Origin of the sequence: Streptococcus oralis (assembly GCF_964238205.1) — a bacterium.
Taxonomy (GTDB): Bacteria; Bacillota; Bacilli; order Lactobacillales; family Streptococcaceae; genus Streptococcus; species Streptococcus oralis_CZ.
In genome coordinates this window covers 574,077-589,307 of sequence record NZ_CAXSLF010000001.1, presented here as the reverse complement: position 1 = coordinate 589,307, position 15,231 = coordinate 574,077, and the positions used below count along the sequence as shown (strand labels likewise).

Sequence of the window (15,231 nt, the reverse complement as noted above, 5' to 3'; positions counted from 1 at the left end):
TATACTGACCTGGATTCAGCGCATTTGAGGACTTTGAAAATCTCTCTATAGTCTACAGGGATAAGCTTTCTTTCTATCCTCAAAAGAGTTATAATAAAGATGAAAATAGGAGAAGAGGAGGAGATAGGATGGCTTATATTGAAATGAAAAATAGCTATAAGAGGTATCATACTGGTGATACAGAAATTGTAGCAAATCGAGATGTCAACTTCGAGATTGAAAAGGGAGAACTGGTCATTATCCTTGGTTCATCTGGTGCAGGGAAGTCAACAGTTTTGAATATTCTAGGTGGTATGGATACAAACGATGAAGGGCAAGTCTGGATTGATGGGACTAACATTTCTGCCTATACCTCCCATCAGAGAACCAACTATCGCAGAGATGACGTTGGCTTTGTCTTTCAGTTTTACAATTTGGTTTCTAACTTGACTGCTAAGGAAAATGTTGAGCTAGCTTCAGAAATTGTTGCCGATGCCTTGGATCCTGAGCAGGTTCTCAAGGATGTAGGCTTAGGTCACCGTCTTAATAATTTTCCAGCCCAGTTGTCAGGTGGTGAGCAACAACGGGTCTCCATTGCTCGAGCTGTAGCTAAAAATCCTAAAATTCTCCTTTGTGATGAACCAACGGGAGCTTTGGACTATCAGACTGGTAAGCAGGTTCTGAAGATTCTTCAAGATATGTCACGTAAAAAAGGGGCTACCGTTATCATCGTGACCCATAATGCTTCTCTAGCTCCTATAGCTGATCGCGTGATTCAGATGCATGATGCCAGTGTCAAGAGTGTTGTCCTCAATCCTCAACCACAGGATATTGATGATTTGGAGTACTGAGATGAAAAGAAAGACATATTGGAAAGACCTGCTCCAGTCTTTCACAGGTTCAAAGGGACGGTTTATATCCATCCTAACTCTGATGATGTTAGGTTCTTTAGCCGTGGTTGGTCTAAAAGTAGCCAGTCCCAATATGGAGCGAACAGCTTGGGCTTATCTGAAAGATACTAATGCGGCAGATATGACCGTCATAGCAGATTATGGTCTAGATCAGGTAGACCAGGCAGAATTGCAAACTCTATCAGGAGCAGATGTCGAGTTTGGTTATATGACAGATTTGACTCTGGCAAATAGTGAAGATGCCATACGAATCTTTTCAAATACTGATAAGATTTCAAAATTTCAAGTAACGGAAGGTCGTTTGCCTGAAAAAGAAGATGAATTGGCCTTGGCGGACTTTTGGAAAGATCGCTATCAGATTGGTCAAGTCATTTATTTGAGTCAAAAAAAGGGCAGTAATTCTCAATTAAAGCGGGATAGTTATACCATTACAGGCTTTATCCACTCTCCAGATATTTTTTCAAAAACGGATATGGGGAGTTCAGCCAGTGGAAATGGAAACTTAGCAGCATATGGTGTTGTAACTGAAGAAAATTTTAAGAGCTCTGTTTACACGATTGCCCGCCTGCGTTTTGCTAGCCTAACAGATGTCAATCCTTTCTCTAGTGATTACGAAAAGAAGCTAGAGGAAGAAGAGGAGACTCTCAAGGAACTAGTTGCTGATAATGGACAAGCGCGGCTAGAGAAAATGAAGAAGGATGCCCAAGAGTCCCTTGATGAGGGCAAGAAACAACTAGACGAGGCAGAGACCAATTTGACAGCTGGCAAGAAACGCTTGCAAGAAATCGAAACGCGCCTACAAGCTCAAGAAAATCAAGTGAGCCAACTACCAGAACCACAAAAAAGTCAAGCCTCTAGTCAGTTAGAAGAAGCAAAAGACCAACTAAAGCAAGAAAAGGAAAAGCTGAGCCAAGCCGAAACAGATCTTACTAATGAAAAGGCTAAATGGCAGACCAGTCAGGATGAGGTCAATGCTCTGACAGAGCCAACCTATCATGTCTACAATCGCAAGAGTTCTCCTACTGGTCAAGGTTATCTCATGTATAGTAATTCGGCCATGAGTATTCGTGCCGTAGGGAATATTTTTCCAGTTGTTCTCTATGCCGTAGCAGCCATGGTTACCTTTACCACCATGACCCGTTTTGTAGACGAGGAAAGGACCAATGCTGGTATCTTTAAGGCCTTAGGCTACCATAGCAAGAATATCATTGCTAAGTTTGTGATTTACGGTCTAGTTGCTGGTACTCTTGGCCCCCTTCTAGGAATTCTGATTGGTCACTACATCCTAGCACCTACTATTTCGCATATCATCACTGAGAGAATGATTGTTGGAGAGAGTCAGCAGTATTTCTACTGGACCTATAGTTGTTTAGCTCTGGGGCTAAGCTTAGTGGCTAGTGTCTTACCTGCTTACCTTGTATCTCGCAGAGAGTTACATGAAGAAGCAGCGCAATTATTACTACCTAAGCCACCAGTCAAGGGCTCAAAGATTCTCTTGGAGCGCATCACCTTTATCTGGTCTCATTTGAGCTTTACCCAAAAGGTAACTGCCCGCAATATTTTCCGTTACAAACAACGCATGCTGATGACCATTTTTGGAGTTGCAGGTTCAGTAGCCCTCCTCTTTGCAGGGCTTGGTATTCAATCCTCTGTTGTAGGAGTAGCTGACAGGCAATTTAATGATCTGCAACAATACCAGATGATTCTCTCTGTCAATTCTCGAGCTTCAGATTCTGATAAGGCCAAGCTAGAAGAAAAATTGCAGAGTGATGAAGTTGAAAACTATCGTTTAATTTCTTCCAAACAGGTTGAGGAAAAGTATGCTGGCAAGGCAGGTGTTCAAACCGTGACCATGATGGTAACGGATCAAGATGACCTGGCTCCCTTTGTTGTCCTAGAAAAAAATTGGGAAAAACTGAGCTTATCTAACGGACTCGTTCTGACTGAAAAATTAGCCCAGTTGGCAGGAGTTTCCATTGGCGACAACTTTACAATAGATGGAAAAACCTTTAAGGTTGGAGCCATTACCGAACACTACGTAGGCCATTTTGTTTATATGAATCAGGCGACCTATGAAAAAATTTACGGTCAAGCTCCCAAGATGAACACCTATCTGGTCCAACTTAAGGATAAAAGTGAAGGGAATACTGAAAGAGTCGCAGGAGAATTTATGGATCTAGCTGCTGTCAGTGGCCTCGTTCAAAATGCCTCCACCATTCAGCTCTTTGAAAGTTTTGCTAATTCTCTGAATCATACCATGGCGATTTTGGTGCTGGTATCGGTGTTATTAGCCATCGTGATTCTCTATAATTTGACCAATATCAATGTTGCTGAACGGATTAGGGAACTCTCAACCATCAAAGTTCTTGGTTTTCATAACAAAGAAGTGACCCTTTATATCTATCGGGAAACCATCCTATTGTCACTAATTGGAATGATTGTAGGATTGGTATCAGGCTTTTATCTCCATCAATTTCTCATTCAGATGATCGCACCCGGTACCTTCCGTTTTCAACCAAAGGTCGGCTGGGAAGTTTATCTCATTCCAGTTCTAGCTGTCAGTGTCATTTTGACCATCCTAGGAGTTTTTGTCAATCATTATCTCCGAAAGGTGGATATGTTAGAAGCCCTCAAGTCTGTAGAATAATTACTAGAGGACAAAAACAAATAAGAAAGCCCTTTGTGGCTTTTTTATTTTCATAAAAATGGTAAAATAGTAAGAGTAGAAATGGAGTTCTAGATATGAAACGAATTGATCAATTTGAAAATAAGAAAGTATTAGTCCTAGGTTTGGCTAAATCAGGTGAGTCAGCAGCTCGTCTCTTGGACAAGCTAGGAGCCATTGTAACGGTGAATGATGGCAAGCCTTTTGAGGAAAATCCAGCTGCGCAAAGTCTCTTGGAAGAGGGCATCAAGGTTGTCACAGGTGGACATCCTTTGGAATTATTGGATGAAGATTTTGCACTTATGGTAAAAAATCCAGGAATTCCTTATAGCAATCCGATGATTGAAAAAGCTTTAGAAAAAGGCATTCCAGTCTTGACAGAGGTTGAGTTGGCCTACTTGATTTCTGATGCACCGATTGTTGGTATTACTGGTTCAAATGGTAAGACTACGACCACAACCATGATTGGTGAGGTTCTGACTGCAGCTGGGCAAAATGGCCTCTTATCAGGTAACATTGGTTATCCTGCTAGTCAAGTGGCTCAAACTGCGACAGACAAGGATACCCTTGTTATGGAACTTTCCTCTTTCCAACTAATGGGAATTCAGGAATTCCATCCTGAAATTGCTGTTATCACTAACCTGATGCCAACCCATATCGACTATCACGGTTCTTTTGAAGCTTATGTCGCAGCTAAGTGGAATATTCAAAGCAATATGACAGTGGCTGATTACTTAGTATTGAACTTCAACCAGGAATTAGCTAAAGAGCTTTCTACAAAGACAAACGCGACTGTAGTACCATTCTCAACCCTTGAAAAGGTTGACGGTGCTTATCTTGAAGATGGTCTTCTTTACTTCCGTGGTGAAAAAGTCATGGCAGCTGATGAAATCGGAGTTCCTGGTAGCCACAATGTGGAAAATGCTCTTGCAACCATTGCTGTAGCTAAACTTCGTGGTGTGGACAATGAAATCATCAAGGAAACCTTGTCAGCCTTTGGCGGTGTCAAACACCGTCTCCAGTTTGTAGACCAAATCAATGGGGTGAAATTCTACAACGATAGTAAGTCAACCAATATCTTGGCAACTCAAAAAGCCTTGTCTGGATTTGACAATAGTAAGGTTGTCCTGATTGCTGGTGGGTTGGACCGTGGCAATGAGTTTGACGAATTAGTGCCGGATATTAAAGGACTCAAGACAATGGTCATCCTTGGTCAGTCTGCAGAGCGTGTCAAACGTGCAGCGGACAAGGCTGGTGTGGCTTATGTCGACGCGATTGATATTGCTGACGCAACTCGAAAGGCTTATGAAATTGCGGAAGAAGGAGATGTGGTTCTCCTCAGTCCTGCTAATGCTAGCTGGGATATGTATGCCAACTTTGAGGTACGTGGAGATCTTTTCATCGACACTGTTGCGGAGTTAAAGGGATAATATGAAAAAAATAGTATTTACTGGTGGGGGAACGGTTGGACACGTTACCCTCAACCTTTTGTTAATGCCTAAGTTCATCGAAGATGGCTGGGAAGTCCACTATATTGGTGACAAAAACGGGATTGAGCATCATGAAATTCTCAAGTCAGGTTTAGATGTCACCTTCCATTCGATTGCAACAGGGAAACTACGCCGTTATTTCTCATGGCAAAATATGATTGACGTCTTTAAGGTTGCTTTTGGAATCCTTCAATCGCTCTTTATCATGCTTCGAGTTCGTCCGCAAGCCCTCTTTTCTAAGGGTGGATTTGTATCTGTTCCGCCTGTTATTGCAGCGCGAGTATGTAGAGTACCAGTCTTTATCCACGAGTCTGACCTCTCTATGGGCTTGGCCAATAAAATCGCCTATAAGTTTGCGACTAAGATGTACTCTACTTTTGAACAAGCGTCTAGTCTCACTAAGGTAGAGCATGTAGGAGCTGTGACCAAGGTTTCTGGCCCAATCATGGAAGAACCTGAAGAAATGGTGGACATCCGAACTTATTTTGATAGCAAACTACCAACTCTTCTCTTTGTTGGAGGTTCTGCTGGTGCGCGTGTCTTTAACCAATTAGTTACAGACCACAAGGAAGAGTTGACTAGTCGCTACAATATCATCAACCTGACAGGTGATGCTAGTTTAAATGAACTAAGCCAACACCTCTATCGTGTTGACTATGTGACTGACCTCTATCAACCGCTCATGAATCTGGCTGATGTGGTCATTACTCGTGGTGGTGCCAATACCATCTTTGAACTCCTTGCTATGGCTAAATTGCATGTCATTGTGCCACTCGGGCGTGAAGCTAGCCGTGGAGACCAGATTGAAAATGCGGCTTACTTTGTGAAAAAAGGCTATGCTGAGGAGTTGCAAGAGAGTGACTTGACCTTGTCTACTTTAGAAGAAAAAGTAAGCAAGCTTTTGACCCACAAAGAAGACTACCAGAACACGATGAAGAATTCTCATGAATTAAAATCTGTGGCGGATTTTTATGCGCTACTAAAAAAAGATCTATCATAAGGAAAATCGATGTCAAAGGATAAGAAACAAGAGCCAACTCAAGGCAAGGAATTGTCAGAGTGGCAAAAACGAAATCAAGAATATCTTCAAAAAAAGGCTGAAGAAGAGGCCCAACTAGCCAAAGAAAAGGCCCAAGCAGATACCAATAAAAAAGAAGTTGCAAAAGCTCCGGAAGAAGAAACCACTTTATCAGAGTGGCAGAAGCAGAACCGTGAATATCTGCGTAAAAAAGCTGAGGAAGAGACCAAGGAAGAACAAGAGTCAGACTTATCTGAAGATACTGAGGAGGAAGAGGATTTAGATTCTAATCCTGAAGAGCAGAAGGAAAGTGCAGAAGACCAGTCCTCGCTTGAAAATGAGGAGGAAACTACTGAGACAGAACAAGTAGAAGAAGAGGATGAAAAATCTGAAGAAAAATCTGAAGAAACAAAAGTAGAAGAAAAGAGAACTAAGTCTAAGGAAAAAATTGCTAAGCCTTCTATTCCAAGTGTTCATATCTGGCGTGCTGTTACGATTCTAATCCCAAGTTTGCTTGTCTTGTTCTTTTCCATCTATCTTTTGACGCCATACTCAACTTTGAAAAACATAGAGGTTACTGGTACGGTAGAGACCAATGCAGACCAAATCAAAGAGGCTTCAGGGATTCGTGATAGTGACTATACCTTTGGTCTGCTCCTCAATAAAGACAAACATGCTGAGATGATTAAGTCCAATCACTGGATTGAATCTGCTAGCATTCGCTATCAATTCCCGACCAATTTCACCATCCAGGTCAAGGAATACGGGATTGTAGCCTATTATGTTTCTGGAGAGGACCATTATCCGATTCTTTCTAGTGGGACGGTGGAAACCAGTCCAGTTAGTCTAGTCAGTCTTCCAGAAACCTATATGTCCGTACTCTTTAACGATGAGCAGCAAGTCAAAACCTTGATTGAACAACTAGCTGAAGTCAACCCAGAGATTAAGCAGGCGATCAAAACGATTGAATTGGCTCCAACTAGTGTAACCAGTGATCTGCTCAAGATTACCATGTATGATACGGATGAGATTTTGGTTCCTTTATCAGAACTAGGTAAAAAATTGCCTTACTATAGTAAGATAAAACCACAATTGACAGTACCAAGTGGTATTGATATGGAAGTTGGGATCTATAGTTATAGCTTGACGGATAAGGCTTTAGAAGAAGCAAGAATCAAAGCTAAAGAAGAGGAAAAGAAGAAGCAGGAAGAAGAAAAGAAAAAACAAGAAGAGCAGGGGAATCAAACTCAGAGTCAAAATCAAACAACCCAACAATCACAGAGTCGTTAAGATTAAGATGATTCTGTTGACTTGATGATGAGTCATGATTTCTACAAGTTCAATCACTGGTTTTTACTTGACAAGTACCGCTTTAAATAATAGAATAGTAAAAAACCTTTAAAGCAGTCCAGAGAGGCAGCTAAGGTTAGACGGTGAAAGGGTGGATTCTACCCATTTTTCGTGGAACCTTGCTGTAGGCAGGTTCCTTTTTTCATGCTCTCTAGCTCACAAAGGTAAAAGGAGAAAAGTATGCGCGAATCTCGTCCAGTTATTGCTCTTGATTTTCCAAGTTTTGAGGAAGTCAAGAAGTTTTTAGCTCTTTTTCCAGCGGAAGAGAGCCTCTATCTAAAGGTAGGTATGGAGCTCTATTACGCTACAGGTCCGGAGATTATTTCGTATTTGAAAGGTTTGGGACATAGCGTCTTTCTGGATCTCAAACTCCATGATATTCCCAATACGGTCAAGTCAGCCATGAAGGTTTTGTCTAATCTGGGCGTTGACATGACCAACGTTCACGCAGCAGGTGGCGTAGAGATGATGAAGGCTGCGCGTGAAGGTCTTGGAAAAGAAGCCAAATTGATTGCTGTTACCCAGTTGACTTCAACTTCTGAAGAACAAATGAGAGACTTTCAAAATATTCAAACCAGCCTTCAAGAATCGGTTATTCACTATGCCAAGAAAACTGCTGAAGCCGGTTTGGATGGTGTGGTTTGCTCGGCTCAGGAAGTGAAGCTCATCAAAGAAGCTACCAACCAAGACTTTATCTGTCTGACACCAGGTATTCGTCCATCAGGAGCTGCAGTTGGAGACCAAAAACGAGTTATGACACCTGCAGATGCTTATCAGATTGGTAGTGACTATATCGTTGTCGGACGCCCAATCACTCAAGCCACTGATCCAGTAGCAGCTTATCATGCTATCAAGGATGAATGGACACGAGACTGGAAATAAGAATATAGTTTAAAATACAAAGGAGAATCCCATGACACTTGCTAAATATATCGCTAGCCATCTATTGAAAATTCAAGCCGTTTACCTCAAGCCAGAAGAACCTTTTACTTGGGCATCAGGCATTAAGTCACCGATTTATACGGACAACCGTGTGACGCTTGCTTACCCAGAAACGCGTAGTTTGATTGAAAATGGTTTTGTGGAAGCCATCAAGGCAGAATTCCCAGAAGTAGAAGTGATTGCAGGAACAGCGACTGCAGGCATTCCGCATGGTGCCATCATCGCTGACAAGATGAACTTGCCATTTGCCTATATCCGTAGCAAACCAAAAGATCACGGTGCTGGAAATCAAATCGAAGGCCGTGTAGCCCAAGGACAAAAGATGGTCGTTGTGGAAGATTTGATTTCAACGGGTGGTTCGGTTCTCGAAGCAGTGGCAGCTGCCAAACGTGAAGGAGCAGATGTTCTGGGTGTTGTGGCTATCTTCAGCTATCAATTGCCAAAAGCAGACAAGAACTTTGCAGATGCTGGTGTCAAACTAGTAACACTTTCAAACTACAGCGAGCTCATTCACCTAGCCCAAGAAGAAGGCTATATCACACCAGAAGGACTTGACCTCCTAAAACGATTTAAAGAAGACCAAGAAAATTGGCAAAATGTTTAGAGCATAGAAAAATCAGGTAGTCGCTAGGATTACCTGATTTCTTTTTATTCTCGGAAAGTATTAGTCGACTTTTCCACCTTCAACAACAAGGTCATCTGCTTTAGCAGCGTCACTGTAAGTTGGGTGGAGTGTTTTTTCATAGGCTTTGTGGAAGAAGTTTTCCTTACCTAATTTTTCAATTTCTTGGTTGATGTAGTCGAGTAGTTCTTGGTTACCTTTTTGAACTGCTGGTGCAATAGTATCTGGATTACCAAGAGAGGAAATTCCTACTTCATATCCTTTGTTTTCAAGCGCCCAAGCTAGAACTTCAGTATTGTCAGTAGAAAAGGCATCTCCACGTCCATCAAGAAGGGCTTGGTAGGCATCGCTATATTGGTCGTATTTTTGAAGTTTTACTTCTGGGTGATTTTTCTCAAAGTAAGTTTCAGCAGTAGTTCCTTTTGTAACGATTAAGGTTTTGCCTTCAAGTTCTTTAACGTCCTTGATGACTTTATCTTTTGGTGACACAACACCGAGAGAAACTTTCATGTAAGGAAGGGCAAAGTCAACTTGTTTCTTACGTTCGTCAGTAACTGTGAAGTTGGCAAGGGTGATATCAACCTTGTTAGAAATCAAGTATTCAGCACGGTTGGCAGCATCGACAGAAACGTATTTGACCTTTACACCAAGGTCTTGTGCTAATTGGTTACCTAGTTCGATATCATAACCTTGGTAAGAACCGTCGTTGTCAACGTAACCAAATGGTTTTTTATCTCCAAATACCGCGATTCGAAGTTCACCACTTTTCTTAATTTCATCAATAGTACGAGCTTTGGCAGTTGCCTTTGTAGATGAAGCATCAGAGCTTCCACCTGAACTACAAGCTGTGACGAAGATAAGCGCAAATGCTAGAGCAAAAACAGTTAGAATTGGTTTAAGTAGTTTCATAATAATCTCCTTTATTCATTATAGATATGAGCCAAACTGGCTAAAGTCAAAGACGTTTAAAAATTCTTGTGCTCGTTTGGTTTGTGGATTTGTGAAGAAGTCTTGAGCCGTTCCTTCTTCGGCGATTTTTCCTTGGTCGAGGAAGATAATCCGATCGGCAATAGCTTGGGCAAACTGCATTTCATGGGTTACCAGAATCATAGTTCGCCCTTCCTGTGCCAAGTCATTGATGAGTTCTAGAACCTCACGCACCATTTCTGGATCCAGTGAAGCAGTCACCTCGTCAAAGAGGATAATTTCTGGATGCATGAGCAGGGCTCGTACAATTGCAACCCGTTGCTTTTGTCCACCAGATAATTGACGAGCGAAGCTATGTTGTTTATCTAGAAGTCCGACACGTTCCAGTAGTTGTAGAGCTTCTTCAGTAACCTCTTTTTTGTCTCTCCCTTGAGCCTTGATAGGGCCTAGGATGAGGTTTTGAAGGACATCCAAGTGAGGAAAGAGTTCGTAACTTTGAAAGACCATACCTATCTTTTGGCGAACCAGGTGAAAATCTTTTTTATTTTCAACGATGGACTGGCCATCCAGCAGGATATCTCCTCCTTGAATACTTTCTAAACCATTGAGGCAACGAAGTAGCGTACTTTTCCCACAACCAGATGGTCCTAGGATGACGACCACTTCCCCCTTTTTAATATCTAAAGAAAGTCCTTGGAGGATAGGATTGTCTCCGAAGGATTTTTTTAGTTCCTTGATTTCTAAAATAGTTTCAGACATTTAATTCCTCCAATGTTTTTCTAGATGAGTAGATAGTTTGGAAATAGGGAAGCAAACTGCGAAATACAAGACTAGGATGGTTCCATATATCCAAAAGGAAGCGGTTGGGATGGTTAAGCGATTGCTATCGATGATTTGTTGTCCAACCTTGGTAACCTCAACAACTCCAATCAAAACAACCAAGGAAGTTGTTTTAATCATCCGAGTGACAAGGTTGATGGCTTGCGGAAGTAATCTTCTCAAGACTTGTGGGATAATGATATGGTAGTAGAGTTGCACTTTAGTTAAACCAAGCGCTTGTCCGCTCTCAAACTGATGTTTTGGGAGAGAAGTAATAGCTCCACGAACCAAGTCACCCATCTCAGCTGTTCCCCAGAGGGTGAAAACGATAATAGCAGAAGTCTCACCTGAGATATTGATATTAAAGTTTCGAGCTAAGCCAAAGTAAACGATGAAAAGGAGTACTAGCTGCGGCATAATCCGGATAAATTCTAGATATAAGCGTGTCAAAAAGCGAATCACTCTAGAATGAGAGGTCATGATAATTCCCATCACTGTTCCGAAAATCATGGATAAGAGGACAGACAGGATAGAAATCCCAATCGTGACGCCCAATCCCTGTAAGATTCTCAGGAGATTATTTCCCTGAAAGAGTACTTGCATTCCCGAATCCTGCATGACGGAGCCTCCTTTCTATCCAACTAAAGACTAGTGAAATAGGTAGAAGCATGATAAGGTAAGCAACCACCAACATAGCTAACGCAATATCTGTCTCATAGTAGAGTCCTATCAAATCCTTAGCAACATACATAAGGTCTGCAAGGGCAACTGCTGAGAAGACAGAAGTTTCCTTGATCAGGAAAATAACATTGGCACTAAAGGATGGTAGAGCAACCGCTGTCGCTTGTGGCAGAACCACGTAGCGAAAAATCTGAAATGGAGTAAGCCCAATGGCTAAACCAATTTCATGCTGGGTTTGACTGACTGCTTCAAGCCCGCTTCGGAAGGATTCTGCCATGTAGGAACCACCTAAAAAGATGAGCCCGACTGTTGCACAGACTTCTGAAGAAAGAACAATCCCTATTCGAGGTAGACCGAAATAGAGAAAGAAAAGTTGTATCAAAAGGGGTGTATTTCGTGAAAGTTCGATATAGGCTGTTGCCAACTGGGAGAAAACAGGAAGGCGGTAATGCCGGATGACGCTGACGATGAGCCCCAGCAAAAAAGAACCTAGAATTCCCCAAACTGCAATATGCAAGGTCAGAAAGAATGCCTTTTGATAGAGTGGTAGATATTGTTCAACAATGGACCAATCCAAAAGTAGAACCTCCTATCTAGGAAAATGATATAGTTATTGTAGCATTAAAAGAGAGCTTTGGATAATATGTATTTTCTATCACAATGATAGACAAAATCTATTGGAAAGATAAATTTTAAAATTTTTAGGAAATTTAGTTGACAAATGTAGATTTTAATAGTATACTGATAATTGTAATTGACAAATGTAGATTTAGGAGGAATAACCATGCAGATTTCGGATGCAGAATGGCAGGTCATGAAGATTATCTGGATGCAGGGAGAACAGACAAGCACTGATCTTATAAAAGTATTAGAAAAAAGATTCAGTTGGTCCAAATCCACGATCCAGACACTCTTGGCTCGTTTGGTGGAGAAAGAATGTTTGACTCGGGAAAAACAGGGCAAGTCCTTTGTCTATTCGGCCATTTTAACGCTAGATGATAGTAGGGGCTTAATGGTTCAGGATATCAAAGACAAGCTTTGTTCTAAAAGAATAAAGCTCTTGCTAGCTGATTTGATTGAAGAATGTGACTTTACCCTAGCTGACTTGGAAGGTTTGGAAGAAGTGATTGCTAAGAAAAAAGCAAGTGCTGTAACAGAAGTAAGATGTAATTGTATGTAAAGGAGACGCTATGTTAAATCTATTTGTATCTATTGTTGTTTTAGGAATGATTGCTTTTATCCTCTTTTGGTTTTTCAAAAAACCGCAAGAAGATGGAAAGAGAGCCCAACAAAAGAATGGCTATCAGGAAATTCGAGTGGAAGTCATGGGGGGCTACACTCCAGGAACCATTATCCTCAAAAAATCGCAACCAGCTCGCATTATTTTTGATCGAAAAGATCCTTCACCTTGCTTGGATCAAATCGTATTTCCAGACTTTGGTGTGCATGCAGACCTACCTATGGGAGACCAATATGTGGTTGAAATCACTCCTGAAGAAGCGGGAGAATATAGTTTCTCTTGTGGCATGAATATGATGCACGGTAAGATGATTGTAGAATAGGAGAATATTATGACTGAAATTGTAAAAGCAAGCCTTGAAAATGGTGTGCAAAAAATTCGTATCACGGCAGACAAAGGCTACCATCCAGCCCACATTCAACTGCAAAAAGGGATTCCTGCTGAGATTACCTTTCACCGTGTGACACCATCAAACTGCTATAAGGAAATTCTCTTCGAAGAAGAAGGGATTCTAGAACCAATCGCTCAAGATGAGGAAAAAGTCATTCGTTTTACTCCTCAAGACTTGGGTGAGCATGAATTTTCATGTGGTATGAAGATGCAAAAGGGAACTTACACTGTTGTTGAAAAAACCAAAAAGTCTCTCAGTCTTTTACAACGTTTTTGGATTACTAGTATCTTTACTGTGCCTCTTGTGATTCTCATGATTGGGATGTCTACAGGAGGAATTAGTCACCAAGTCATGCGTTGGGGCACCTTTTTAGCCACAACCCCCATTATGCTGGTAGCTGGAGTTCCATATATCAGAAGCGCCTGGGCTAGTTTTAAAAAGCACAATTCCAACATGGATACCTTGGTTGCTCTGGGAACCCTAGTGGCCTATTTCTATAGTTTAGTTGCCCTCTTCACTGGTCTGCCCGTTTACTTTGAAAGTGCTGCATTTATCCTCTTCTTCATTCTTTTGGGAGCAGTTTTTGAGGAAAAAATGCGAAAAAATACTTCGCAGGCAGTCGAAAAATTATTAGACCTACAAGCAAAAACAGCTGAAGTTTTACGCGATGATGCTTATGTTCAAATCCCGTTAGAACAAGTCAAAGTTGGGGATCTCATTCGCGTTCGACCAGGTGAAAAAATTGCCGTTGATGGGACTGTAATAGAAGGAGAAACTAGTATTGATGAATCAATGGTAACTGGGGAAAGTATTCCAGTCGATAAATCAGTTGGAGATGCTGTCATTGGTTCAACCATCAATAATAGTGGTACAATCATTTTTAGAGCTGAAAAAGTAGGTTCTGAAACCATGTTGGCTCAGATTGTAGACTTTGTGAAGAAAGCTCAAACCAGTCGTGCTCCTATTCAAGATTTGACAGACAAGATTTCTGGAATTTTCGTACCAGCAGTTGTCATTTTAGGACTCCTTACTTTTTGGATCTGGTTTGTTTTTCTTGGTGAAAGTTTTGTAACGTCGCTTCTCTATGGTGTTGCAGTCTTGATTATTGCCTGCCCTTGTGCTCTTGGACTTGCGACACCAACAGCACTCATGGTTGGAACAGGACGAAGTGCCAAGATGGGGATTCTTCTCAAAAATGGTACAGTTCTACAAGAAATCCAAAAAGTTCAAACGGTTGTTTTTGATAAGACAGGAACCTTGACCGAAGGGAAGCCAGTAGTGACAGATGTTATCGGAGATGAAGGAGAAGTGCTAAGTTTGGCTGCTTCACTGGAAGATGTATCTCAACACCCGCTAGCTCAAGCTATTGTTAATCGTGCAACTGAATTAGGAATCAGTCTTTATCCCGTGGAAAACTTCCAAGCCTTGCATGGAAAAGGTGTGACTGGGATTATTAATGGTAAGCAAGTCTTGCTGGGGAATGCCAAGCTCTTAGCTGACCTTGCTATTCCACATGATTATCAAGAACGATTTGATTTGCTTGAGAAAGAAGCAAAAACAGTTGTCTTCCTATCCGTGGATGGTCAGTTAAAAGGCTTAATTGCCTTGCAGGATGTCCCTAAGGAAAATGCCAAAGAAGCTATTGCCAAATTGAAAAAACGTGGTCTTAAAACGGTCATGCTTACCGGAGATAATGCTGGAGTAGCGCATGCGATTGCAGAGCAAATTGGAATCGAAGAAGTGATCGCAAATGTCTTGCCAGAGGAAAAGGCACATGAAATTCACAAGCTTCAAAAGAATGGCAAATTGGCCTTTGTTGGAGATGGTATCAATGATGCGCCAGCCCTCAGTGTAGCTGATGTCGGAATTGCCATGGGTTCTGGAACAGATATTGCCATCGAATCAGCAGATCTTGTCCTCACAACCAACAATTTACTAGGATTGGCACGTGCTTTTGATATGAGTAAGAAGACCTTTAATCGTATTCTACTCAATCTTTTCTGGGCTTCTATCTATAACCTCATTGGTATTCCGATTGCAGCAGGAGTCTTTTCAAGTCTTGGTTTGGTGCTCAATCCAGAACTTGCAGGATTGGCCATGGCCTTTAGTTCAGTCTCTGTTTTAATCAGTTCTCTCATGCTTAATTTTACTAAAGTCGATTAAAAAGGCGGTTTTAACCGCTTTTTTGCTATTCTA

At 41.5% G+C, this 15,231-nt stretch carries 14 protein-coding genes; 10 read left to right on the top strand and 4 right to left on the bottom strand.

Annotated features, from left to right (window positions below; all coding sequences use genetic code 11):
- Positions 1-128: 128 nt before the first annotated feature.
- From ACESOD_RS03035 to pyrE, 7 genes are all read left to right on the top strand, one after another.
- A complete protein-coding gene (locus tag ACESOD_RS03035) occupies positions 129-830 on the top strand; it encodes an ABC transporter ATP-binding protein (RefSeq protein ID WP_373093922.1) in 702 nt (233 codons plus the stop codon).
- A gap of 1 nt (position 831) precedes the next feature.
- The gene (locus tag ACESOD_RS03030) at positions 832-3,537 is read left to right on the top strand and encodes an FtsX-like permease family protein (RefSeq protein WP_373093920.1); all 2,706 of its coding nucleotides are present in this window, start codon (positions 832-834) and stop codon (positions 3,535-3,537) included.
- Positions 3,538-3,632: 95 nt separating this feature from the next.
- The gene (murD, locus tag ACESOD_RS03025; protein ID WP_373093918.1) at positions 3,633-4,985 is read left to right on the top strand and encodes a UDP-N-acetylmuramoyl-L-alanine--D-glutamate ligase; all 1,353 of its coding nucleotides are present in this window, start codon (positions 3,633-3,635) and stop codon (positions 4,983-4,985) included.
- Position 4,986: 1 nt separating this feature from the next.
- Complete coding sequence (locus ACESOD_RS03020; RefSeq protein ID WP_373093917.1) at positions 4,987-6,045, top strand: UDP-N-acetylglucosamine--N-acetylmuramyl-(pentapeptide) pyrophosphoryl-undecaprenol N-acetylglucosamine transferase; 1,059 nt, start codon at positions 4,987-4,989, stop codon at positions 6,043-6,045.
- A 9-nt stretch (positions 6,046-6,054) separates the two neighbouring features.
- Positions 6,055-7,353, top strand: coding sequence for a cell division protein FtsQ/DivIB (locus ACESOD_RS03015; RefSeq protein ID WP_373093915.1), 1,299 nt, complete (start codon positions 6,055-6,057; stop codon positions 7,351-7,353).
- A gap of 240 nt (positions 7,354-7,593) precedes the next feature.
- Positions 7,594-8,295 (top strand): orotidine-5'-phosphate decarboxylase, encoded by a 702-nt coding sequence (pyrF, locus tag ACESOD_RS03010; RefSeq protein ID WP_075228218.1) that lies wholly within the window; start codon positions 7,594-7,596, stop codon positions 8,293-8,295.
- 31 nt (positions 8,296-8,326) lie between these two features.
- A complete protein-coding gene (gene pyrE / locus ACESOD_RS03005; protein ID WP_373093913.1) occupies positions 8,327-8,959 on the top strand; it encodes an orotate phosphoribosyltransferase in 633 nt (210 codons plus the stop codon).
- A gap of 60 nt (positions 8,960-9,019) precedes the next feature.
- On the opposite strand, the gene ACESOD_RS03000 is transcribed toward pyrE, so the two are convergent.
- Genes ACESOD_RS03000 through ACESOD_RS02985 form a run of 4 tightly spaced genes read right to left on the bottom strand, consistent with a single transcriptional unit; the run spans position 9,020 to position 11,981 of the window.
- On the bottom strand, positions 9,020-9,886 hold the full coding sequence (locus ACESOD_RS03000) for a cysteine ABC transporter substrate-binding protein (RefSeq protein ID WP_373093912.1): 867 nt from the start codon (positions 9,884-9,886) through the stop codon (positions 9,020-9,022).
- Positions 9,887-9,904: 18 nt separating this feature from the next.
- On the bottom strand, positions 9,905-10,663 hold the full coding sequence (locus ACESOD_RS02995) for an amino acid ABC transporter ATP-binding protein (RefSeq protein ID WP_373093911.1): 759 nt from the start codon (positions 10,661-10,663) through the stop codon (positions 9,905-9,907).
- Entirely contained in the window at positions 10,664-11,341 is a 678-nt protein-coding gene (locus ACESOD_RS02990) for an amino acid ABC transporter permease (RefSeq protein WP_070459050.1), read from the bottom strand. It abuts the gene before it with no gap.
- Positions 11,301-11,981 carry an amino acid ABC transporter permease gene (locus tag ACESOD_RS02985; protein ID WP_373093909.1) on the bottom strand — a complete coding sequence of 227 codons (681 nt, stop codon included), beginning with the start codon at positions 11,979-11,981 and terminating at the stop codon, positions 11,301-11,303. The genes ACESOD_RS02990 and ACESOD_RS02985 overlap by 41 nt, the downstream gene beginning before the upstream one ends.
- Before the next feature lie 207 nt (positions 11,982-12,188).
- Between ACESOD_RS02985 and ACESOD_RS02980 the strand changes: the two genes are divergently transcribed.
- The 3 genes from ACESOD_RS02980 to ACESOD_RS02970 are packed head-to-tail and all read left to right on the top strand — an operon-like array spanning position 12,189 to position 15,198.
- Complete coding sequence (locus ACESOD_RS02980; RefSeq protein WP_373093908.1) at positions 12,189-12,584, top strand: CopY/TcrY family copper transport repressor; 396 nt, start codon at positions 12,189-12,191, stop codon at positions 12,582-12,584.
- 10 nt (positions 12,585-12,594) lie between these two features.
- Positions 12,595-12,966, top strand: a complete 372-nt coding sequence (locus ACESOD_RS02975; protein WP_373093906.1) for a cupredoxin domain-containing protein — start codon at positions 12,595-12,597, stop codon at positions 12,964-12,966.
- Between the two features lie 9 nt (positions 12,967-12,975).
- Positions 12,976-15,198: a heavy metal translocating P-type ATPase gene (locus tag ACESOD_RS02970; protein ID WP_373093904.1), complete on the top strand. Its 2,223-nt coding sequence runs from the start codon at positions 12,976-12,978 to the stop codon at positions 15,196-15,198.
- Positions 15,199-15,231 lie beyond the last annotated feature (33 nt).